The organism is Neisseria sp. CP9 (genome assembly GCF_047758525.1).
GTDB lineage: Bacteria > Pseudomonadota > Gammaproteobacteria > Burkholderiales > Neisseriaceae > Neisseria.
The window spans coordinates 1,862,613-1,883,574 of sequence record NZ_CP180502.1 but is presented as its reverse complement, the minus strand read 5'-3'; the positions used below and the strand labels follow the sequence as shown (position 1 = coordinate 1,883,574).

Genomic DNA, 20,962 nt, shown 5'->3' with positions numbered 1-20,962 from the left:
ATTATGAGACCCACACTAGACGTCATCATCCCCTGCTACAACTCCGCCGCCACCCTTCAAGCGGCTGTCGAAAGCGCCGTTTCCCAACCCGCCGTCGAAAACGTCTGGCTGATTGACGACGCCTCCTTCGACGACACACGCCTCATCATGAGCGACCTCGCCGCCATCCATCCCAAAGTCCGCTGCGAATACATGCTCGAAAACGGTGGCGCAGCCAAAGCCCGCAACTGGGGCGCCATGCAAAGCCAAGCCGATTTCATCGCCTTCCTCGACGCCGACGACGTCTATGAAAACAACGTCCTCAACGCCGCCTACCTCGGCTTGGAAGCCTATTCCTACCTCAGCCTGGTCCGCCTCAAACTGCGCCCGATCGGCTTTCCCGAACACTACCTCAACCACCCGCAATTCCCTACCGCATGGGAACGGCTTCAAATGACCGTCGGCGGCAACACCGTATTCCGCCGCAGCATCTTTCTCGCCTGCGGCGGCTTTCCGCAAGACGAACTCTTCCGAATCTTCGGCGGCGAAGATGCCGCACTCGGCATCGCACTGACCCGCGACAGCGTCGTCGGCTACCTCTTTGAAGAACGCGACCCCGCCGTCAGACACAACTACCGCCCCGGCATCCACGCCGAGCGCCTGCTCGATGCCGAACTTTTCGGCAAAACCATCCCCGGACTGACCATAGACCACCAAAACGAAGCCGAAGCCGTCACCCGCCGCATCAGCCGCCGCCTGCAAGAAGTCAAAGCACACTCGACCTTCGAAGAAGCCGGCACCATGCCGCTCTACCCCGAGTACGAATAAGCGGGCATAAGCGCAAAGCCCTGCCCGACCGCTTGCATCACATTGCTTGCAGCAAAAAAGGTCGTCTGAAATTTTGTTTTCAGACGACCTTTTCTATATTTATAGTGGATTAACTTTAAACCAGTACGGCGTTGCCTCGCCTTAGCTCAAAGAGAACGATTCTCTAAGGTGCTGAAGCACCAAGTGAATCGGTTCCGTACTATCTGTACTGTCTGCGGCTTCGTCGCCTTGTCCTGATTTAAAGTTAATCCACTATAACGGCAGTATGGCGTCAACTATACCTTATCTTCCCACGCTGCACGTTCCCTCATGTCTTCCACCGCTTCCACCAATGCCGCCGCCAAAGGCGGATCAAACGACGAGTGTCCCGCCTGAATCACGCGCAGTTCGGCATCGGGGAGCGCCTGCGAAAGTTCCCACGCGCTTTGCATGGGGGTGCATAAGTCGTAGCGGCCTTGCACGATGATGGTCGGAATATGGCGGATTTTGTCGGTGTTCGCCAAAATCGCTTTGTCGCCTTTCAGCCAGCCTTCGTTGACGAAATAATGGTTTTCCAAGCGGGCGATGGCGAGCGATTGGTAGGCGTCTTCATCGACGTCTTGCGGCTCGAAGCGGATCAGGTAGCTTTCCCAGTCCGCCCAGGCTTTGGCGGCTTTCAGACGACCTGCTTCGTCTTCGCCGAACAGCATTTCGTGATATGCCGCAATCAGGCTGCCGCGTTTTTCTTCGGCGACGGGCGCGAGGAATTTCTGCCATTGTGCGGGGTAAATCTGGCTGACGCCGCCCGCTTCGTCGAGCCACGCCATTTCGGACGGGCGGCACAGGAATATCCCGCGCAAAACGAGTCCGGCAACGCGTTCGGGATGGGTTTCGGCATACGCGAGCGACAAGGTGCTGCCCCACGAGCCGCCGAACACCAGCCATTTCTGGATGCCCAGCATTTCGCGGACTTTTTCGATGTCGGCAACCAAGTCCCAAGTCGTGTTGTCATCGGTGCAGGCGTAAGGCAGTGAATGGCCGCAGCCGCGCTGGTTGATGATGACGATGCGGAACACGTCGGGATTGAAAAAGCCGCGGCAGGCAGGCGATGCGCCCGCGCCCGGGCCGCCGTGCAGGAAGATGACGGGCAGCCCGTCGGGGTTGCCGGATTCTTCCCAGTAGATTTGATGGACGTCCGATACTTGCAGCAGGCCGCTGCGGATGGGTTCGCGGATGGGGTGCATGATGTTTCTCCTGTTGTCTGACGTTGGGATTGTACCCATCGGGCAGACAAACGACAACGGCAAGGGGTCGTCTGAAATCCGCTTCCGCCGCCGCGTTTCCCGACCGCCCGACTATCCGCTATAATTCCCCGATACCCGCGCAACAGAAAGAATGAAATGAATAAAATCCTGATGACCGCCGCCGTGTTGCTTCTGTCCGCCTGCGGCTTCCACCTCAAAGGCATGGGCGACACCGCACGCACGCTGCCGTATCCCGCTTGGCACATCCAAAACGCCTCCGTCATGCAAAAGGCTTTGGAAAACGCCCTGCGCCGCGCCGACGGCAAACCCGTTTCCGCCGCCGAAGCGCAAATGACTTTGCACATCAAGAACATTGAAACCCGTCAGGACATCTACACCATCACCCGCGCCGCGCTGGTCAACGAATACCTGCTGACCCTGCGCGTCGAAGCCCAATCCATGCGCAACGGCGAGCCTGTGGGCGAACCGATGACCATCCTCGTCAACCGCACGATGGATTACAACGACAGCGAAGTGTTGGGCAAACAGGAAGAAAGCGAAACCATCTGGGCGGAAATGCGCGCCGACGCCGCCGACCAAATCGTCCGCCGCCTGACGTTCCTGAAAGCGTATTGATGGCGGTCATGAATATCGAACAGGTCAGCGCGGATATGCCGCTTTCGCCGCTGTACATCATTCACGGTGAAGAAGACCTGTTGCGCATCGAAGCCCTCGACACCCTGCGCGCCGCCGCCAAAAAACAAGGCTACCTCAACCGCGAAGTCTTTACCGCGGACAACGGCGCCGACTGGGACGAACTGCTGCAAAGCGCAGGCAGTGCGGGGCTTTTCGCTGATTTGAAACTTTTGGAAATCCACATTCCGAACGGCAAGCCCGGCAAAAACGGCGGCGACGCGCTGCAAACCTTCGCCGAACGCCTGCCCGAAGACACCGTCACCCTGATTCTGCTGCCCAAGCTCGAAAAAGCCCAAACGCAGGCAAAATGGTTCACCGCGCTCGCCGCCAAAGGCACGGTACTCGAAGCCAAAGCCATTAGCGCGCAAGCCCTGCCGCAGTGGATAAAGGGTCGTCTGAAAAAGGTCGGACTCGACATCGAACCCGACGCGCTCGCCCTGTTTGCCGAACGCGTCGAAGGCAACCTGCTCGCCGCCCGCCAAGAAATCGACAAACTCGCCCTGCTGCACCCGCAAAACCATACCGTCAACATCGCCGATGCCGAAGCCGCCGTCGCCAACGTCGCCCGTTTCGACGTGTTCCAGCTTTCCGGCGCATGGATGAAAGGCGATGCCCTGCGCGTCGCCCGCCTTTTGGACGGACTCGAAGAAGAAGGCGAAGAACCCGTCTTGCTGCTGTGGGCGGTTGCCGAAGACATCCGCACCCTCATCCGCCTGACCGCCGCGCTCAAACAAGGGCAAAGCGTACAATCTGTCCGCAACAGCCTGCGCCTGTGGGGCGACAAACAAACCCTCGCGCCGATTGCCGTCAAACGCATTCCCGCCGTCCGCCTGATCGAAGCCCTCAAAACCTGCGCCAAAATCGACCGCATCATCAAAGGCGCAGAAGACGGCGACGCGTGGACGGAATTTAAGCAGTTGGTGACGGGGCTGGCAGTCTGATTTCATCGGGCATGGGTAGGCGCTTTTCGCGGCAAGGGCGCGCCTGTGCAAAAAGCGTGAAAGTTTGTATGCCGCATCGCTTCTGTACGCGCCCAAACGGCAAAAATACTGTAAAATACCGTTAAACATAAAGTTATGATATTTGAGGTCGTCTGAAATCCTGCCTATCTGCTGCAAACCTTTTTTCAGACGACCTCCCACCCTTACAAGGAACTGCAACTTCATGGACAACCAAACCAAACTCCGCATCGGCGGCCTGCTTGTGCTGACCACCGCCGTTTTAAGCCTGCTCATCGTCTTAATCGTCGATTCGTGGCCGCTCGCCATCCTGCTCGCCGTCATCATCGTCGCCGCAGCCGCCGGCGGCTTTGTCTGGACTTCGCGCCGCCAGCAGCGCCAGTTTCTCGAACGTCTGAAAAAATTCGACATCGACCCCGAAAAAGGCCGCATCAACGAAGCCAACCTGCGCCGTATGTACCACAGCGGCGGCCAACACCAAAAAGACGCGATAACGTTGGTCTGTCTGTCGCAAAAATGTTCAGCCGACGAAGCGCACGCCATGTTCAAAAAACGCCCGACCCGTCAGGAAATGAACCAAATGGCAGCCCAGCAGGCGCGCGGACAAAAACGTCCCCACCGCTGATTCCTCCCACACAAAGGTCGTCTGAAAACGGATGCGGCGGTTTCGCCCGAACCAAGTATTCCGTTTTTCAGACGACCTTTTTACCGAGCAGAACGCCATGACCGCCCTTCCCCCCGCCCCCGTCAAACGCCGCCTTGCCGCCCTGATGTACGAATTGCTGCTGACCGGCGCCGTGACCGCCATCGCCGCCCTCCTTGCCGGCATCGCCGCGATTTTCCTCAACCCCGTCTCCCAGCTCCTTTCCAGCTTGGTTACCTGCGTTATCTTTGTAGGAAGCTGGTGGCTCTACTTCAAAACCAACTGGACGAAAACCGGCCGCACCCTCGCCATGCAGACGTGGAAAATCGGGCTGCACGGCAGAAACGGCACGCTGCCGCCATTGTCGCAACTGCGCATCCGCTTTATTTGGTCGTGTATCTTCGTCGTCTTTATCCCCCTGCTCGCCTACGCCGGCCTGCGCCACCTGCTCGCCGTCCCGCCCATGCCCGCCTTCGGTGCCGCCCTTATCTGGCTCATCCTGCCGTGGGGCTTCGCCCTGCTGAACCCCGACAGGCAGTTTTTATACGATTTCTTGGCGGGAACGCGATTGGTCGATTTGAAACAGGAAGCATCCGAAAGCTGATTGTTCTACTGTTTCGCCACACAGATAGAGACCTTTGCAAAAAAGCCCTTCCCCCGACAGCCGAAACCCAAACACAGGTTTTCGTCTATTTCTCTCCCCCAAATCACTCCTAATTTTACCCAAATATCCCCTTAATCCCCCCCGGATACCCGATAATCAGGCATCTGGGCCACCTTTTAGGCAGCAACAGACACACTTAGCCTGTTAGCCGCTTTCAACAGGTTCAAACACATCGCCTTCAGATGGCTTTGCGCACTCACTTTGAGCAGACCAAAATAGGCTGCCCGGGCATAGCGGAATTTACGGTGCAGCGTACCAAAGCTTTGTTCCACCACATAACGGGTCTTCGACAAATATCGGTTGCGTTTGGTTTGTGCTTCCGTCAGCGGACGGTTGCGGTGGGCTTTGCGCATAATGCCGTCCAGCAACTGATGTTCTTTCAGATGTTGCCGGTTTTCCGTACTGTCGTAGCCTTTGTCGGCATAGACGGTCGTGCCTTCGGCTATACCTTCCAGCAAAGGCGACAGGTGGTTGCACTTATGGGTATTGGCGGGGGTGATGTGCAGTTTCTCGATATAGCCTTCCTCATCGGTGCGGGTATGTTGTTTGTAACCGAGTCTGTATAAGCCGTTTTTCTTTGTCCAACGGGCATCGCTGTCCTTACTCGGTGTGGTTTGTCCGCTGACTTGTCCTTCTTCATCGACTTCTATAGCCTGACGCTGTTTGCTGCCGGCAGTTTGAATAATGGTGGCGTCAATGACGGCGGCGGATGCTTTCTCTATTTTTAGGCCTTTTTCGGTCAGTTGGCGGTTAATCAGTTCCAGCAATTCGGACAGGGTGTCGTCTTGCGCCAGCCAGTTGCGGTAGCGGCATAAGGTGCTGTAATCGGGGATACTCAGTTCGTCAAAACGGCAAAACAGGTTGAAATCGATGCGGGTGATGAGGCTGTGTTCGAGTTCGGGATCGGAGAGGCTGTGCCATTGTCCGAGCAGGACGGCTTTGAACATGGACAACAGGGGATAGGCGGGACGGCCACGGTGGTCTCTAAGGTAACGGGTTCTTTGACGATTCAGGTACTGCTCGATCGGCTGCCAATCAATCACCTGATCCAACTTCAATAGTGGGAAGCGGTCGATGTGTTTGGCAATCATGGCTTGTGCGGTTTGCTGGAAGAAGGTGCTCATGGAAAATCCCCTAAATGTCTTGATGGGAATTTAGGGGATTTTGGGGAATTTTGCAAAGGTCTCAGATAAAAGGTCGTCTGAAAACGATGCAAGCCCTTGCCGTTTTCAGACGACCTTTTTATCCGCCGTCGTTCTTATAGTGGATTAACTTTAAATCAGGACAAGGCGACGAAGCCGCAGACAGTACAGATAGTACGGAACCGATTCACTTGGTGCTTCAGCACCTTAGAGAATCGTTCGCTTTGAGCTAAGGCGAGACAACGCCGTACTGGTTTAAAGTTAATCCACTATATTTGAAACCCAACTTAAACCATCTTCGGTTTACCCCCTCTCCTTTTGTTTAAACGAAACAGAAATGACGGCGAACCTGATCACGCCCACAACGACAAAAAGGTCGTCTGAAACCCAAATTGGATTTCAGACGACCTTTTATTTCAAGCCGGTTGGCTTATTTGTTGAAGAAAACCAGCGTCCACGGCAAGACATAAGCTTGCAGCAGGGTCAGCAGACCGACGAAGGTACAGAAAATCAAGCTGTGTTTCACGGTGAAGCGGAACAGGTTGGATTCTTTGCCTTCCAGACCGACTGCCGCGCAGGCGATGGCGATGGATTGCGGCGAAATCATTTTGCCGGTTACGCCGCCGGTGGTGTTGGCTGCGACGGTCAGTTCGGGTACGACGTTGATTTGATGCGCGGTGCTGGCTTGCAGCGAGCCGAAGAGCGCGTTGGCGGAAGTGTCCGAACCGGTCAGGAATACGCCCAGCCAGCCGAGGAACGGCGAGAAGAACGGGAACACGGTGCCGGTAGCGGCGAGGACGAGTGCCAATGTGGACGACAGGCCTGAATAGTTTGCCACGAATGCGAAGCCGAGTACCAAGCCGATAGACAGGATGGACAGGCGCAGTTCTTTGAGCGTTTCAAAGAAAGTGCTGACGGCGTCGGAAGGTTTCATTTTCAGCAAAACGGCGGAAACGATGGAAGCAAACAGGATTGCCGTGCCGACTGCGCCGAGGAGGTCGATTTTGAACACGGCGGCGTATGGTGTCGGTTCGCTGACGATGGGCGCGGCTTTTTGTACCAAGTTGTGCAGCATCGGCCAGTCGAATTTGATGGTGGCAACGCCCAAAGCCTCTTTAACGCCCTTAATCGTCCACACGCTGACGAAAACGGTCAGGATGGCGAAAGGAGACCAGGCTTTGATGATTTGTCCGGCAGTGTATTCGCCCGCTTTGCGCTCGGACGGTTTTTTCATGCCGTTGAAGGTGAAGATTTCTTTAGGCTGCCATTTTTTCAGGAAGGCAGACAGGCAGACCAGGCTGACCAATGCGGAGGTCACGTCGGGCAATTCCGGGCCGATGAAGTTGGCGGTAATGAACTGGGTAGTGGCGAAAGATACGCCCGCCACCAATACGGCAGGCCAAGTTTGGCGTATGCCGCGCATGCCGTCCATCATGGCGACCAACCAGAAAGGAACGATAATCGACAGGATCGGCAGTTGGCGGCCGGCGACCTGACCGATATGGTAAGGGTCGAGGTTGGACACTTGACCAGCAACCAGGATTGGAATGCCCATCGCGCCGAAAGCCACGGGCGCAGTATTGGCAATCAAACACAAACCGGCGGCATAGAGCGGATTAAAGCCCAGGCCCACCAACAAAGAGGCGGTAATCGCCACCGGCGCGCCGAAGCCTGCCGCGCCTTCGAGGAATGCGCCGAAAGAGAAGCCGACCAGCAGCATTTGCAGGCGTTGGTCTTCGGTAATCGAAATCACGGAAGCGCGGATGATGTCGAACTGCCCTGTTTTCACGGTAATTTTATACAGGAACACGGCAGTAACGATAATCCATGCAATCGGCCACAAACCGTAAGCAAAGCCGTACAGCGCGGAAGAAACCGCCATGCCCGCAGGCATTCCGAAGCCTAATATGGCAACGCCAAGCGCAATCAGCAGCGTATAAAGCCCCGCCTGATAACCCTTGAGCTTCAGGATGGTCAGTGCGACAAAGAAAAAGATAATGGGCAGGAGGGCGACGGCTGCCGTCAAATACAGGCTGCCGCCCACTGCGGTATAGTTTTGAATCCAAGTTTCCATAGGGAAAAATCTCCGAATATTTTTCTAATATATTTTCTTAAATTGGTAAAACCAATTTTGAGAACGGAGGACACTTTACGAAACTTTAATATGGCGGTCAATTATTTTTTCAGACGACCTTGCTGCGTCGGCGCAAAATCGTTGTTTAATTTTAAATAAAACAAATCATTATACGAAGTGTAAAAATGTAGCCTGATGTAATTTTGAAACACATTCGGGTAGAACCGTCCATATTGACGGGATACGGGGCGGTAATTAGAATACGGCGACATTGGTCATGCCAATTTGGTCATGCCAATTTTGACGCAGGTTGCCATTTCAGACGACCTGCCACACCACATTATCGGATTTGAGTCTTCTTCATAGAGAAAATATGAGGGAAAAGAGGGAATTACAATGACAAAACTGGTTCGGCCACAAAAAATCAGCGACCAAATATTGTCGATATTAGAAGAGAGGATTGCGACGGGCGTTTACGAAGAAGGCGGCAAAATCCCGCCCGAACGCACGCTCGCGGAAGAATTCGGCGTATCGCGCCCGTCGGTCAGGGTCGCGCTGAATATCCTGATTGCGCGGCAGGTTTTGGAAGCGCGTCAGGGCGACGGCTATTACGTTTCCGTCAAACCGCAGCAGGATTTCCTCCAAAGCTGGCAAGAATTGCTCGGCAAACATACCAACTGGGAAACCGACGTTTTCGATTTCAGCTGCCACATCGAAGGCTGCATGGCATCGCTGGCTGCCGAGAGGCGCACCGATGCCGATTTGAAACGGATTGATTTTTGGCGGCAAAAATTCGAATCCGCCTGCGAGAGCGGCAATCTGGAACATCAAAGCGAAGCCGACGTGAGCTTTCACCAAACCATCGCCGACGCCGCACACAACATCCTCTTCAGCCACCTCTCCGGCGGCCTGCTCAAAATGCTCTACCGCCAGACGCGCAGCAGCATCATCTACTTCAACCAAACCGAAGACCCGCGCCCCAAGCTGATTGCCCAACACCGCGCCATCTACGAAGCCATACTCGAACGCCGCCCTGCCGATGCCGCTGAAGCAGCCAAAATACATTTAAACTACGTCGCCAACAGCATCTTACAAAACAGGGAATACAAAAGCCGCAACGAACACGCCGACACCTTGGCGCAGAACGACTTGAAGCGGGTACAGGACTGGAAATAACACCCTGCCCGCCGTTCCCTTGCTACGTCGTAGACATAGTACGCAAACCAAAGTCCGATTATCCGCCCATAGCTGTAAGGTCGTCTGAAACACAAAACACCTGCCTTCGCGGCAGATTCCTACAACACCGAAGGAGTAGAAATGAAACTATCCGAACTGTTCAACCCCAACGAATTTGCCGCGCGTCATTTGAGTTTCGGTGACGAGGCTGCGCTTTTGGAAGCGCTCGGCGAGAAGAGCATGGACGATTTTGTCGGCAACACCGTGCCGCAAAGCATCCGTATGCCGTCCGAACTCGACCTGCCCGAAGCCCTGACCGAGGCGGACGCTTTGTCGAAGCTGAAAGCCATTGCGGCGAAAAACGTGATCAACAAATCCTATATCGGCTTGGGCTATTATCCGACCCGTGTGCCGAACGTGATTTTGCGCAACGTATTGGAAAATCCAGGCTGGTACACCGCCTACACGCCGTATCAGGCGGAAATCGCGCAGGGGCGTTTGGAAGCGTTGTTGAACTTCCAGCAGGTGTGCATCGATTTGACCGGTTTCCCCGTGGCGGGCGCGTCTTTGCTGGACGAAGCGACCGCCGCCGCCGAAGCGATGGCGATGGCGCACCGCGTGGGCAAGGTGAAATCCGAGCGTTTCTTCGTGGACGAGCGCGTCTATCCGCAGACTTTGGACGTGATGAAAACCCGCGCCAAATATTTCGGCTTCGAGCTGGTGGTCGGCGATTTTGCCAAGGCGGATGAAGGCGAATACTTCGGCGCGCTGTTCCAATACGTCGGCAAAGACGGCGACGTACAAGACTTGCAGGATGTTATAGGTCGTCTGAAAACCAAAGGCACGATTGTTGCCGTTGCTGCCGACATCATGAGCTTGGTCTTGCTGAAATCGCCTGCCGAGTTGGGCGCAGATATTGCGTTGGGCAACACCCAACGCTTCGGCGTACCGATGGGCTTCGGCGGGCCGCACGCCGCTTATTTCGCGTTTAAAGACGAGTTCAAACGCTCCGCCCCGGGCCGCATCATCGGCGTATCCAAAGACGCATCGGGCAAACCCGCGCTGCGCATGGCGTTGTCGACCCGCGAGCAACATATCCGCCGCGAAAAAGCCACGTCCAATATTTGTACCGCGCAGGCATTGCTGGCGAACTTGGCGGGCATGTACGTCGTTTATCACGGCCCCGAAGGCGTGAAACATATCGCCAACCGCATTCACGCGCTGGCTTCCACCTTTGCCGACGCGCTGGTTTCAGACGGCCTCAAAGTGGTTCACGAAGTCTTCTTCGATACCGTTACCGTCGATTTCGGCAGCAAAGAAAAAGCGGACAAAGCGTTCCAAACCGCTTTGGAACTGGGCTACAACCTGCGCCGCGTCAGCGACACCCGAATCGCCGCAGCCTTCCACGAAACATCCGTGCGCGAAGACCTTGCCGTGTTGTACTACGCCTTCACGGGCAACAACACTTTCACGCTTTCAGACGACGTCAAAGGTCGTCTGAAAACCGAATTCCTGCGCCAAGACAATATCTTGCAACATCCCGTGTTCAACCGTTACCACACCGAACACGAAATGCTGCGCTACCTGAAAAAACTCGAAGACCGCGACTTGGCGATGAACCGCAGCATGATTTCGCTGGGCAGCTGCACCATGAAGCTCAACGCCACCGCCGAAATGCTGCCGATTACTTGGGCGGAGTTCTCCGACATCCACCCCTACGCCCCCGAAGCCCAAACCGCAGGCTACCGCGAACTCCTGACCGACATGGAAAACAGCCTGAAAGCCATCACCGGCTTTGACGCGATTTCCTTTCAGCCCAACTCCGGCGCGCAGGGCGAATACAGCGGTATGCTCGCCATCCGCCGCTATCAGGAAGCCCGAGGCGAAGCGCACCGCAACATCTGCCTGATTCCCAAGTCCGCCCACGGCACCAACCCCGCCACCGCCGCCATGCTCGGTTTGAAAGTCGTCGTCGTTGATACCGACGAACACGGCAACGTCAACATCGACGATTTGAAAGCCAAAGCCGAACAATACCGAGACACCTTGTCCGCCATCATGATTACCTACCCGTCCACCCACGGCGTGTACGAAGAAGGCATCCGCGACATCTGCCGCATCGTCCATGAAAACGGCGGACAAGTTTACATGGACGGCGCCAACCTCAACGCCCAAATCGGCATCATGCAGCCCGCCGAAGTCGGCGCGGACGTGTTGCACATGAACCTGCACAAAACCTTCTGCATCCCCCACGGCGGCGGCGGCCCGGGCATGGGTCCCATCGGTCTGAAAGCCCACCTCGCCCCGTTTGCCCCAGGCCATACCTTGACCGACACGCACAGCGCAAGTGCCGGGCAAACCGCCGTTTCCTCCGCCGCCTTCGGTTCCGCGTCCATCCTGCCGATTACCTGGATGTACCTGACCATGATGGGCAAACAAGGCATGGAACAGGCAACGCGCTGGGCATTGCTCAACGCCAACTACGTCGCCAAACGCCTGAGCGAAGACTATCCCGTTCTCTACACAGGCAAAAACGGCCGCGTCGCGCACGAATGCATCGTCGATTTGCGCCCGCTCAAAGCCGAAAGCGGCATCACCGAAACCGATATCGCCAAACGCCTGATGGACTACGGCTTCCACGCCCCGACCGTCTCCTTCCCCGTTGCCGGCACGCTGATGATCGAGCCGACCGAAAGCGAGAGCAAAGCCGAACTCGACCGCTTCATCGCCGCCCTGAAACAAATCAAACAGGAAGTGCTGAAAGTCGAGAGCGGCGAATGGCCGAAAGACGACAACCCGCTGGTCAACGCCCCGCACACCGCCGCCGACGTAACCGGCGAATGGGCGCATCCGTACTCCCGCGAAGAAGCCGTCTTCCCGCTGCCTTTCGTGCGCGAAAACAAATTCTGGCCGAGCGTCAAACGCGTGGACGACGTGTACGGCGACCGGAATCTGGTCTGCTCCTGCCCGCCGACGGAAGCGTATGAAGATTAAGGCTTGATATGAAGAAAGGTCGTCTGAAAATTTCAGACGACCTTTGTTTTAAAAAACGTTCATTCAGAAGGTAGCGTGTTTGCAACCTAATCTGTTTGTCAGTTTTATTTTTTCTTGCCAAAAATCAGGGACAACACTGACAAAATCAGGAAACCGACAAACAGGATTTTAGCGATACCTGCCGCGCTGCCTGCAATACCACCAAAGCCCAGTACGGCTGCAATAATGGCGATGACAAAGAAAACAACTGCATAATGAAGCATGGTTTTTTCCTTTCTGTTTAGTGTGCAAACGGTTTGATGTGCAAACGGTTGAGGATAACCTGTCCGTTTTTTGTGGGATTTAACAGTTTTAATTACTTAATCAACTATCTTATTGATTAATTTCATACTCACGGATGTAACCGCTTGTAGTACAACCTTATCTGATAACTTCTTACTTAGCAAACCGTAGCAATACAAATTTTCAAGAAATCAGCCCAATTATGAAATAACCAAACAAAGAATCAACAGCTTATATACAGACGTTAAGTTTTGAAAACATTTATATTTTATCGATTTATTAGCATTTAAAAAATTCTTTTTTAAAATCAACAAAAAATAAAAAATAATATATTTATATAAAGTAATGCCAAACCTGCCGTTCAAATCATCACAAAAACGGCTCAGAAAATTAAAAGGTCGTCTGAAACACTGCTTTCCTTATTGATTGTTTTTTTGAAACGATTTCGTTATATAGTGGATTAACTTTAAACCAGTACGGCGTTACCTCGCCTTAGCTCAAAGAGAACGATTCTCTAAGGTGCTGAAGCACCAAGTGAATCGGTTCCGTACTATCTGTACTGTCTGCGGCTTCGTCGCCTTGTCCTGATTTAAATTTAATCCACTATAAAACCAACCATCTCTTACCCTTTTCAGACGACCCGACAGGAAACCCGCCATGCAAAACATCCGCGCCGCCGCCGTGCAAATGATTTCTTCCACCAATCCCGATGTCAACATCGAAACCATGAAACGCCTTGTGCACCAAGCAGCCGAGCAAGGGGCGGACTGGGTGTTGCTGCCCGAATACTGGCCGCTGATGGGGCGCAAGGATACCGACAAACTGGCTTTTGCCGAGCCTTTAGTCGGCGGTAATTTTAGCGAAACCCGCTGCGCTCGTTTTGGCGAAACTCGCTACGCTCGTTTTCAGACGACCTTGAGCGAAACGGCGGCGGAATGCGGCGTGGTGCTGTTTGGCGGCACGATTCCGCTGCAAAGCCCAGACGAAGGCAAGGTTATGAACACGATGTTGGTGTACGACCGCGACGGCACGCAAATCGGGCTGTACCACAAAATGCACCTGTTCGGTTTCTCAGGCCTGGGCGAACGCTATGCCGAAGCGGACACCATCAGCGCGGGCGGCGATGTGCCGAAATTGGCTGCCGACGGCGTGCCGCTTGCCGCAGGCGTGTGCTACGACTTGCGCTTTCCCGAGTTTTTCCGCGCCCAGCAGCCGTTTGACGTTTTGCTGCTGCCCGCAGCCTTCACTTACACGACAGGCAAAGCGCATTGGGAATTGCTGCTGCGCGCCCGCGCAGTGGAAAACCAATGCTACGTCATCGCTTCGGCGCAAGGCGGCGAGCACGAAAGCGGCAGGCGCACATTCGGCCATAGTATGATTATCGACCCGTGGGGCGAAATCTTGGGTGTATTGCCCGAAGGCGAAGGTATTGTCATTGCCGATTTGGACGGCACAAGGCTGCAAAGCGTGCGCACTAGACTGCCAGCGTTGCAACACAGATTATTAAAATAAAAACAATTCCTCCCCAAGCACCGTCATTTCCGCCTTAAATCCTATGATATGTTGATTTTATCGCAACAAAATTAATCCAAAGTAATATGAAATTGACAATTAATTTTGCATTTATAATATTAGCAGGTACAATTTCAGACTATCTTGTCCATTATTTCAAACTATGATTGATATTTGGGGACAGCAGACAAAATAAGACCGTTTCAAACGGTCTATTGCATTTCATAAAAGGGATATCAAGGATGCTCCAAGCTAAAATTGTCGTTATCGGCAGTATTAATATGGATTTAGTTACCCGCGCTTCAAAATTTCCCAGAGCGGGTGAAACATTACTGGGAAGCTCGTTTCACCGCTTCATGGGCGGCAAGGGCGCAAACCAAGCGATTGCAGCGGCACGTTTGGGGGCAGACGTCTGTATAGTCGGCGCGGTCGGCGATGACGATTTCGGCTATGAAATGACCACCAACCTCTGCCGCGAAGGCATCTTTACCGAACACATCCAAACCCTCACCGGCCTACCCAGCGGCATGGCAAACATTACCGTTGCCGACGATGAAAACGCCATCATCGTTATCGCTGGAGCCAATATGGGACTGACGGTTGCCGACATCGAAAACGCCGAGCAGCAAATCGCCTCCGCCGATGTGGTTTTGAGCCAGCTCGAAATTCCGATGGACTGCGTCATCGCCGCCGCAAAATTGGCGAAGAAATACGGCAAGCCCTTTATCCTCAACCCGGCTCCCGCCCAATTCCTGCCTTCGGAATTATGGGAATTGGTCACCCTTCTGACCCCCAACCGCTACGAACTTGCCGACTGCCTCGGTCTGTCTCAAGACTTGAATCCCGAAGAGCTGATTCTAAAAGCCCCCTGCCCCGTCCTGATGACCATGGGCGACAAAGGCGCAGTTTATAAAGACGGTAAAGACAGTTTGCGTTATGTTTCCAGCTTTAAAGTGGACGCCGCCGACACTACCGGCGCCAGCGACGCATTCAACGGCGCGTTGTCCGTCTTCTGGAATCAAGGCATCGAAACCGCCGTCCGCAAGGCATGTGCTGCCGCCGCGCTTTCCATTACCCAAGACGGCGCGCAAAACGGGATGCCTTTCAAAGAAGAATTGGAACAATTCCTCGCTGCGCACCAATAAATCCATATTCACGTTATCAAACAGTCAAAAGGTCGTCTGAAACCCATCTTCCGGCATTTCAGACGACCTTTATTAATCTTAAAGATGATTGAGCCGCATTACCGTGTCGCACGCCATGTCATGAACGCTTCGGGGAATGGTTAAACCACCCCGATGGATTTGGCAACCGGCCGTCTGACGGCTACAATATCGTGTTAAAAACTTTTCATTTGGGAACACGCAAAATGTTGGTTCATCCTGAGGCGATGGGCGTCGCCGAATTGGCGGACAAAATCCGCAAAATCGAAAACTGGCCGCAAAAAGGCATTTTATTTCACGACATTACACCGGTGCTTCAAAGCGCGGAATATTTCCGCCTTTTGGTGGACTTGCTGGTCTATCGCTATATGGGTCAGAAAATCGATGTCGTGGCAGGCTTGGACGCACGCGGCTTCATCATCGGCGCGGCGTTGGCGTATCAGTTGAACGTCGGCTTCGTCCCCATCCGCAAAAAAGGCAAGCTGCCTTTTGATACGATTTCGCAAAGCTACGCGCTGGAGTACGGCGAAGCAACGGTCGAAATCCACAAAGATGCGGTCAAACCCGGTGCGCGGGTGCTGCTGGTCGATGACTTGGTCGCAACCGGCGGCACCATGCTGGCTGGCGTGGAACTAATCCGCAAACTTGGCGGCGAAGTCGTTGAAGCAGCGGCGATTTTGGAATTTACGGACTTAATCGGCGGCAGCAAAATCCGCGAAAACGGCGTTCCCCTGTTTACCCTACTGCAAAACGAAGGCTGCATGTAAACTTTGTCCCATGCGCCAAAGGTCGTCTGAAACAGCCATCCTGCTTTTTCAGACGACCTTTTTGTTGTCCTTGATTACGCGGTTAATGTAAATATCGGTTTCAGATTCGGATAATGCCGCCAAATCGTTTAAAATGCGGTTCTAATTGATTCTAATAAAGATACGGCAAGTAATGAACGCACAACGCATATTTTCCCTCTCGCTCAGCCTGATTGCCGCAGCCGTCTTGTCGGCGTGCGTCTCTGAAAACGACACCTCATCCAAAGAGCCTGCCTCTTCCCTGACCGAACCCGCCTCCATCCCCGCCCGTCGCGCGGAAGGCGAATCCAAAGTATTGTCCGATTACGGTCAATATCAAGGCGCGCTGGACGCTGCCAAACGCGGCGACGATATGTGGGTGCAACAATTCTTGGCGCAGGCGGGCGACAGCGCGATGGCTGAAAACGTCCGCAACGAATGGCTCAAAAGCCTCGGCGCGCGCGGACAATGGGATACGTTCCGCCAAGAAAACAAAAAGCTGAATGCAGCGGGTCGGGTGCAGGAAGTGCAATGTTATGCCGAGCTGAGCAGCGGCAGCTACAACATGGCGGCAGAGCTTGTGCGCGTTACCAATAAACTGCCCGCGGGCTGTACCCGCTTGGTTGAAAGTGCGGCATCGGCAGGTCGTCTGAACAGCAACGACGCATGGCGCCGCGTACGCGGATTGTTGAGCAACAGCCAAACCAGCGACGCACGCAGCTTGGCAGCCGCATTGGGCAGCCCGTTTGAAGGCGGTACGCAAGGTTCGCGCGAATACAGCCTTTTGAACATCATCGGCAAAGACGCGCGCAAATCTTCTTCCGCAGCCTCCACGCTGTCCGGCATGGAATCCGGCTTAAGCCGCGAACAAAGCAGCTTCGCATGGGGCGTATTGGGACTCCACCAAGCGCAAAATCAAAACATGCAGACCGCGTTGAGCTACTACGGCCGCGTTTCCGACCGCAAACAACTGACCGACGAACAATTCGAATGGTACGCCCGCGCCTCCCTGCGTCTGCAACGCTGGAACGAATTGTCCGGCATCATCCAACAAATGCCCGACAACCTGCAAAAAGACCCGACTTGGCAATACTGGCTGGGTCGCAGCTACGCCGCACAAGGCAACCAAAGCCGCGCTAAAGACATGTACGAAAAAGCCGCCGCAAGCGGACGCAATTTCTACGCCGTCTTAGCAGGCGAAGAACTCGGCCGCCGCGTCAACACCAAAAACAACGTCTCCGATGCCGATAAAAAAGACGTCCGCCGCATGGCAGACGACGGCGCCATCAAACGCGCGCTGGTTCTGTTTAAAAACAGCCAAAGCAGCAACGATGCCAAAATGCGCCGTCAAGCGCAGGCTGAATGGCGTTTTGCCACCCGCGATTTCAACGAGGACAACCTCCTGACCGCCGCGCAAGTCGCCTTTGAGAACCAGTTCTACGACATGGCGATCAACAGCGCCGACCGTACAGAGCGCAAACTCAACTACAACCTGCGCTACCTCTCTCCGTTTAAAGAGACCACCGTCCGCTACGCCTCACAAGCAGGCATTGATCCCGCTTGGGTTTACGGCCTGATCCGCCAAGAAAGCCGCTTCGTCATGGGCGCACAATCCAGCGTCGGCGCGCAAGGCCTGATGCAGGTTATGCCCGCCACCGCCCGCGAAATCGCCGGCAAAATCGGTATGAGCAGCAGCGAACTCTACACCATGGACGGAAACATCCGTATGGGTACATGGTACATGGCAGATGCCAAACGCCGCCTGCAAAACAACGAAGTGATGGCAACCGCAGGCTACAACGCCGGCCCCGGCCGTGCCCGCAACTGGCAGGCTTCTACGCCTCTGGAAGGCGCGATTTACGCCGAAACCATCCCCTTCACCGAAACCCGCGACTACGTCAAAAAAGTCATGACCAACGCGACCTACTACGCATCCCTGTTCAACGAACCGCAAACTTCGTTAAAACAGCGTATGGGAACCGTTCCGGGTCGTTATTGATTGGCGCGGCTGTATCTGACCAGATTGTTTGATAGATACGGAAGCCAAACTTGAAAAAGGTCGTCTGAAAATGTGTTTTCAGACGACCTTTTTAGTATGGATGCTGGTGAAAACTGCAAATCGAAAGCTTAAATCTTCATCGCCCGCTCGCATTCTTGGCAATGGGTTGGTTGCATTGCCCTGCCCCAATCCTTCACTGTTACTTGCTGCCGTGTATCAAGCACTCAGCCACTTAGCGGGAACACATCACAAAAAGGTCGTCTGAAAACCGAAAAATCAATTTTCAGACGACCTTTTGTTATTTCAAACCTTCTCGGTTTAAGCAGCGTTGACTTTATCTTGGCGGCGCAGCAGGGTAATCAGGTCGCTGATGCGCTGTTTCATGTTGCGGCGGTCGACGATTTGGTCGATAGCGCCTTTTTCCAGCAGGAATTCTGCGCGTTGGAAGCCTTCGGGTAAGGTTTCGCGGACGGTTTGTTCAATAACGCGAGGGCCGGCAAAGCCGATAAGGGCGTTGGGTTCGGCAAGCACGACATCGCCGAGGAAGGCGAAACTGGCGGATACGCCGCCCATGGTCGGGTCGGTCAGGACGGAGATGAACGGCAGGTGTTTTTCAGTCAGAAGATGCAATGCCGCACTGGTTTTGGTCATTTGCATCAATGAGTTGACTCCTTCCTGCATACGCGCACCGCCCGATGCGGCAACGCAGATGAAAGAGCAGTTATCGGCTACGGCGCGGCGCACGCCTTGGACGAAACGTTCGCCAACGACAGAACCCATAGAGCCGCCGATAAAGCGGAATTCGAAGGCGGCAATCACGACGGGCAGGCCATTCATAAAGCCTTTCATCACGACCAACGCATCATCTTCGCCGGTGGCTTTGCGCGCGGCGGCCAAGCGTTCGGGGTATTTTTTGCTGTCTTTGAATTTCAGCGGGTCGGTCGGTTTGATATTGGCGGCGATTTCTTCGCGGCCTTCCTCGTCCAAAAGCAAATTGAGGCGTTCGCGCGCGGAAAGCGGGTTGTGGTGGTTACATTTCGGGCAAACTTGGTCGTTTTGCTGAAGTTCGGTCGAGTAGATGGTTGCCGAGCAGGAAGGGCATTTGTGCCACAGGCCTTCGGGAACGTTGGACGAGCCTTCGCTTTTGCTGCGGTTTTTGATTTTAGGCGGTAGGATTTTGTCTAACCAACTCATGGATGACTCCTTAGAATTCGGGATTCAGACGACCTTTGCGTGTGTTTTCGGAAAAGGCCTTAACGGATTGCGTCTTTTAATTCTTTTACCAACGCGCCGACGGCTTCTGCTTCGCGGCCTGCGTTATTTTCAATTTCTTTGACGATGCGGCTGCCGACGATGACGGCATCGGCAACGGCGCCGATTTTGCGCGCGCTTTCGGCATTGCTGATGCCGAAACCGACGCCGATCGGGATGTCGATATACTTGCGCAAAAGCTCTATTTTACGCGAAACTTCTTCGGTATCCAAACTTGCCGCGCCGGTAACGCCTTTGAGCGAAACGTAATAGACAAAGCCGCCTGCAACGCGGGCGATGGTTTGAATGCGCTCTTCGGTCGTGGTCGGGGCAATCAGGAAAATGCAGTCGATGCCGCGCGCTTTGAGTGCATCGTGCAGCGGGGTGATGGTTTCAACAGGAGAATCGACGGTCAGCACGCCGTCCACGCCGGCTTCAGCCGCTGCTTGGGCAAATGCCTGATAACCTATTTTGTGAATCGGATTCAGATAACCCATCAGGACGACGGGCGTATTGCCGTTTGTTTCGCGGAAGCGGCGCACGATATTCAATACGTCGTTGAGGGAAACTTTGTTTGCCAACGCGCGCTCGGCGGCGCGCTGGATGGTCGGGCCGTCCGCCATCGGGTCGGAAAAAGGAACGCCCAATTCGAGGATGTCGGCGCCGTTTTCAACCAAACTGTGCATCAGCGCAAGCGTGGTGTCGAGATTGGGATCGCCTACGGTGATATAGGGAATCAGGGCTTTTGCGCCGTCAAGCGCGGCAAAGGTTTGCTGGATTCTGCTCATCTTGATTTCTCGTTTCCATAACGGCTGTTTCAAGCCGGTTTTCATCGACAATAAGTTGGCAAGTATAGCATTGACTGTCTGTTTCGGGCGAAACTGCATGACATTTTCAGTCATTTTTTCATATAGATAAAAGGTCGTCTGAAAATCTTTTCAGACGACCTTTCCAAAACCGGGCAGTCAGACTGCTGCCGCCATGCCGATTTTCCACCCTTTAATCGCGTTTGTGTTCGATATATTCTTGGTGTTTGGCTTGAGGATCGGCGCGGGTTACCGTATATTCGCCTTCGATGATATCGCCGTCATCTTCACCACGGTGCGTAAAGGTTTGCTGACGGAATGACTGCGTATTCATTTGGGCCACAGGCCGACCTTTAATCGGCAAAAGCAGCAGCAAGGCGATAATGGTGGACACAAAACCCGGACTGAGCAGTAAAATCCCGGCGACGGTATAACGTATCGGCCACAACATCTGATACATGGAAATATTGTCCCCGCTGCGGATGGCCGCACCCGCCAGCAAAATGCCGGACAGCCCAGTATGGCGCAGCATCATCGTGCCGCCGATAAAGCTGGCAATCATCAGCAGGAAAGTGAATCCGCCACCCAACCAATCTGCCACCCAAACGATGGACATAATTTCCAAAAACAATAATATTAAGAAACCCACACCGAAATACTGCATTTCTGATCCTTTAAATTCCAAACCCGCTTCATGCCGCGCAAGCCGACACGTATTAGTCGCAATTTCAATATATCTTATTGAATCTTATTAGATATAACCAACCGACATTTTGTTCTTGCCAA

The 20,962-nt window shown here is 54.1% G+C and carries 19 protein-coding genes; 12 read left to right on the top strand and 7 right to left on the bottom strand.

Features of this window, described 5'->3' with window-relative positions:
• Positions 1-3 precede the first annotated feature (3 nt).
• The gene (locus ACMYUL_RS09010) at positions 4-807 is read left to right on the top strand and encodes a glycosyltransferase (RefSeq protein WP_070514142.1); all 804 of its coding nucleotides are present in this window, start codon (positions 4-6) and stop codon (positions 805-807) included.
• Positions 808-1,082: 275 nt separating this feature from the next.
• On the opposite strand, the gene pip is transcribed toward ACMYUL_RS09010, so the two are convergent.
• Positions 1,083-2,030 carry a prolyl aminopeptidase gene (gene pip, locus ACMYUL_RS09005; RefSeq protein WP_415770077.1) on the bottom strand — a complete coding sequence of 316 codons (948 nt, stop codon included), beginning with the start codon at positions 2,028-2,030 and terminating at the stop codon, positions 1,083-1,085.
• On the opposite strand from pip, the gene ACMYUL_RS09000 reads away from it, so the two are divergent.
• From ACMYUL_RS09000 to ACMYUL_RS08980, 5 genes are all read left to right on the top strand, one after another.
• Positions 2,029-2,154: a hypothetical protein gene (locus ACMYUL_RS09000; protein WP_415770075.1), complete on the top strand. Its 126-nt coding sequence runs from the start codon at positions 2,029-2,031 to the stop codon at positions 2,152-2,154. The genes pip and ACMYUL_RS09000 overlap by 2 nt on opposite strands.
• Before the next feature lie 32 nt (positions 2,155-2,186).
• A complete protein-coding gene (gene lptE, locus ACMYUL_RS08995; RefSeq protein ID WP_415770073.1) occupies positions 2,187-2,666 on the top strand; it encodes an LPS assembly lipoprotein LptE in 480 nt (159 codons plus the stop codon).
• Entirely contained in the window at positions 2,666-3,667 is a 1,002-nt protein-coding gene (gene holA, locus ACMYUL_RS08990; RefSeq protein ID WP_101810272.1) for a DNA polymerase III subunit delta, read from the top strand. Before lptE ends, holA begins: the two co-directional genes overlap by 1 nt.
• Before the next feature lie 223 nt (positions 3,668-3,890).
• Positions 3,891-4,310 carry a hypothetical protein gene (locus ACMYUL_RS08985; protein ID WP_009311100.1) on the top strand — a complete coding sequence of 140 codons (420 nt, stop codon included), beginning with the start codon at positions 3,891-3,893 and terminating at the stop codon, positions 4,308-4,310.
• A 97-nt stretch (positions 4,311-4,407) separates the two neighbouring features.
• Entirely contained in the window at positions 4,408-4,932 is a 525-nt protein-coding gene (locus tag ACMYUL_RS08980; protein ID WP_415770070.1) for an RDD family protein, read from the top strand.
• A gap of 176 nt (positions 4,933-5,108) precedes the next feature.
• Here ACMYUL_RS08980 and ACMYUL_RS08975 read toward each other — a convergent pair whose 3' ends face one another.
• Both ACMYUL_RS08975 and ACMYUL_RS08970 read right to left on the bottom strand, forming a co-directional pair.
• Positions 5,109-6,116, bottom strand: a complete 1,008-nt coding sequence (locus ACMYUL_RS08975; protein ID WP_415770068.1) for an IS5 family transposase — start codon at positions 6,114-6,116, stop codon at positions 5,109-5,111.
• 448 nt (positions 6,117-6,564) lie between these two features.
• Entirely contained in the window at positions 6,565-8,208 is a 1,644-nt protein-coding gene (locus ACMYUL_RS08970; protein WP_415770066.1) for a lactate permease LctP family transporter, read from the bottom strand.
• A 396-nt stretch (positions 8,209-8,604) separates the two neighbouring features.
• Between ACMYUL_RS08970 and ACMYUL_RS08965 the strand changes: the two genes are divergently transcribed.
• The gene (locus ACMYUL_RS08965) at positions 8,605-9,384 is read left to right on the top strand and encodes a FadR/GntR family transcriptional regulator (RefSeq protein ID WP_342031037.1); all 780 of its coding nucleotides are present in this window, start codon (positions 8,605-8,607) and stop codon (positions 9,382-9,384) included.
• A gap of 141 nt (positions 9,385-9,525) precedes the next feature.
• Positions 9,526-12,378, top strand: coding sequence for an aminomethyl-transferring glycine dehydrogenase (gcvP, locus tag ACMYUL_RS08960; protein WP_415770063.1), 2,853 nt, complete (start codon positions 9,526-9,528; stop codon positions 12,376-12,378).
• 104 nt (positions 12,379-12,482) lie between these two features.
• Here gcvP and ACMYUL_RS08955 read toward each other — a convergent pair whose 3' ends face one another.
• Complete coding sequence (locus ACMYUL_RS08955) at positions 12,483-12,641, bottom strand: DUF1328 domain-containing protein (protein WP_003744611.1); 159 nt, start codon at positions 12,639-12,641, stop codon at positions 12,483-12,485.
• Between the two features lie 676 nt (positions 12,642-13,317).
• Here ACMYUL_RS08955 and ACMYUL_RS08950 point away from each other — a divergent pair.
• From ACMYUL_RS08950 to ACMYUL_RS08935, 4 genes are all read left to right on the top strand, one after another.
• Entirely contained in the window at positions 13,318-14,172 is an 855-nt protein-coding gene (locus tag ACMYUL_RS08950) for a carbon-nitrogen hydrolase family protein (RefSeq protein ID WP_342031039.1), read from the top strand.
• Positions 14,173-14,414: 242 nt separating this feature from the next.
• Positions 14,415-15,317, top strand: a complete 903-nt coding sequence (gene rbsK / locus ACMYUL_RS08945) for a ribokinase (RefSeq protein WP_342031040.1) — start codon at positions 14,415-14,417, stop codon at positions 15,315-15,317.
• Between the two features lie 224 nt (positions 15,318-15,541).
• The gene (locus tag ACMYUL_RS08940) at positions 15,542-16,102 is read left to right on the top strand and encodes an adenine phosphoribosyltransferase (protein WP_039855310.1); all 561 of its coding nucleotides are present in this window, start codon (positions 15,542-15,544) and stop codon (positions 16,100-16,102) included.
• A 172-nt stretch (positions 16,103-16,274) separates the two neighbouring features.
• The gene (locus tag ACMYUL_RS08935) at positions 16,275-18,119 is read left to right on the top strand and encodes a lytic transglycosylase domain-containing protein (RefSeq protein ID WP_342031041.1); all 1,845 of its coding nucleotides are present in this window, start codon (positions 16,275-16,277) and stop codon (positions 18,117-18,119) included.
• A gap of 318 nt (positions 18,120-18,437) precedes the next feature.
• Here the strand turns inward: ACMYUL_RS08935 and accD are convergent, their stop codons facing one another.
• From accD to ACMYUL_RS08920, 3 genes are all read right to left on the bottom strand, one after another.
• A complete protein-coding gene (gene accD / locus ACMYUL_RS08930; protein ID WP_342031042.1) occupies positions 18,438-19,313 on the bottom strand; it encodes an acetyl-CoA carboxylase, carboxyltransferase subunit beta in 876 nt (291 codons plus the stop codon).
• Between the two features lie 59 nt (positions 19,314-19,372).
• On the bottom strand, positions 19,373-20,158 hold the full coding sequence (trpA, locus tag ACMYUL_RS08925) for a tryptophan synthase subunit alpha (protein WP_070440935.1): 786 nt from the start codon (positions 20,156-20,158) through the stop codon (positions 19,373-19,375).
• Positions 20,159-20,369: 211 nt separating this feature from the next.
• Positions 20,370-20,840 (bottom strand): FxsA family protein, encoded by a 471-nt coding sequence (locus ACMYUL_RS08920; RefSeq protein WP_342031043.1) that lies wholly within the window; start codon positions 20,838-20,840, stop codon positions 20,370-20,372.
• Positions 20,841-20,962 lie beyond the last annotated feature (122 nt).

What these genes read in the sequence shown, in the direction of transcription:
- ACMYUL_RS08920 (WP_342031043.1), bottom strand. Translation starts at nt 20,840, where the DNA reads ATGCAGTATTTCGGTGTGGGTTTCTTAATATTATTGTTTTTGGAAATT.
- ACMYUL_RS08955 (WP_003744611.1), bottom strand. Translation starts at nt 12,641, where the DNA reads ATGCTTCATTATGCAGTTGTTTTCTTTGTCATCGCCATTATTGCAGCC.
- ACMYUL_RS09000 (WP_415770075.1), top strand. Translation starts at nt 2,029, where the DNA reads ATGATGTTTCTCCTGTTGTCTGACGTTGGGATTGTACCCATCGGGCAG.
- gcvP (WP_415770063.1), top strand. Translation starts at nt 9,526, where the DNA reads ATGAAACTATCCGAACTGTTCAACCCCAACGAATTTGCCGCGCGTCAT.
- ACMYUL_RS08965 (WP_342031037.1), top strand. Translation starts at nt 8,605, where the DNA reads ATGACAAAACTGGTTCGGCCACAAAAAATCAGCGACCAAATATTGTCG.
- holA (WP_101810272.1), top strand. Translation starts at nt 2,666, where the DNA reads ATGGCGGTCATGAATATCGAACAGGTCAGCGCGGATATGCCGCTTTCG.
- accD (WP_342031042.1), bottom strand. Translation starts at nt 19,313, where the DNA reads ATGAGTTGGTTAGACAAAATCCTACCGCCTAAAATCAAAAACCGCAGC.
- ACMYUL_RS08940 (WP_039855310.1), top strand. Translation starts at nt 15,542, where the DNA reads ATGTTGGTTCATCCTGAGGCGATGGGCGTCGCCGAATTGGCGGACAAA.
- ACMYUL_RS08985 (WP_009311100.1), top strand. Translation starts at nt 3,891, where the DNA reads ATGGACAACCAAACCAAACTCCGCATCGGCGGCCTGCTTGTGCTGACC.
- ACMYUL_RS08975 (WP_415770068.1), bottom strand. Translation starts at nt 6,116, where the DNA reads ATGAGCACCTTCTTCCAGCAAACCGCACAAGCCATGATTGCCAAACAC.
- ACMYUL_RS08950 (WP_342031039.1), top strand. Translation starts at nt 13,318, where the DNA reads ATGCAAAACATCCGCGCCGCCGCCGTGCAAATGATTTCTTCCACCAAT.
- trpA (WP_070440935.1), bottom strand. Translation starts at nt 20,158, where the DNA reads ATGAGCAGAATCCAGCAAACCTTTGCCGCGCTTGACGGCGCAAAAGCC.
- ACMYUL_RS09010 (WP_070514142.1), top strand. Translation starts at nt 4, where the DNA reads ATGAGACCCACACTAGACGTCATCATCCCCTGCTACAACTCCGCCGCC.
- ACMYUL_RS08935 (WP_342031041.1), top strand. Translation starts at nt 16,275, where the DNA reads ATGAACGCACAACGCATATTTTCCCTCTCGCTCAGCCTGATTGCCGCA.
- pip (WP_415770077.1), bottom strand. Translation starts at nt 2,030, where the DNA reads ATGCACCCCATCCGCGAACCCATCCGCAGCGGCCTGCTGCAAGTATCG.
- rbsK (WP_342031040.1), top strand. Translation starts at nt 14,415, where the DNA reads ATGCTCCAAGCTAAAATTGTCGTTATCGGCAGTATTAATATGGATTTA.
- ACMYUL_RS08980 (WP_415770070.1), top strand. Translation starts at nt 4,408, where the DNA reads ATGACCGCCCTTCCCCCCGCCCCCGTCAAACGCCGCCTTGCCGCCCTG.
- ACMYUL_RS08970 (WP_415770066.1), bottom strand. Translation starts at nt 8,208, where the DNA reads ATGGAAACTTGGATTCAAAACTATACCGCAGTGGGCGGCAGCCTGTAT.
- lptE (WP_415770073.1), top strand. Translation starts at nt 2,187, where the DNA reads ATGAATAAAATCCTGATGACCGCCGCCGTGTTGCTTCTGTCCGCCTGC.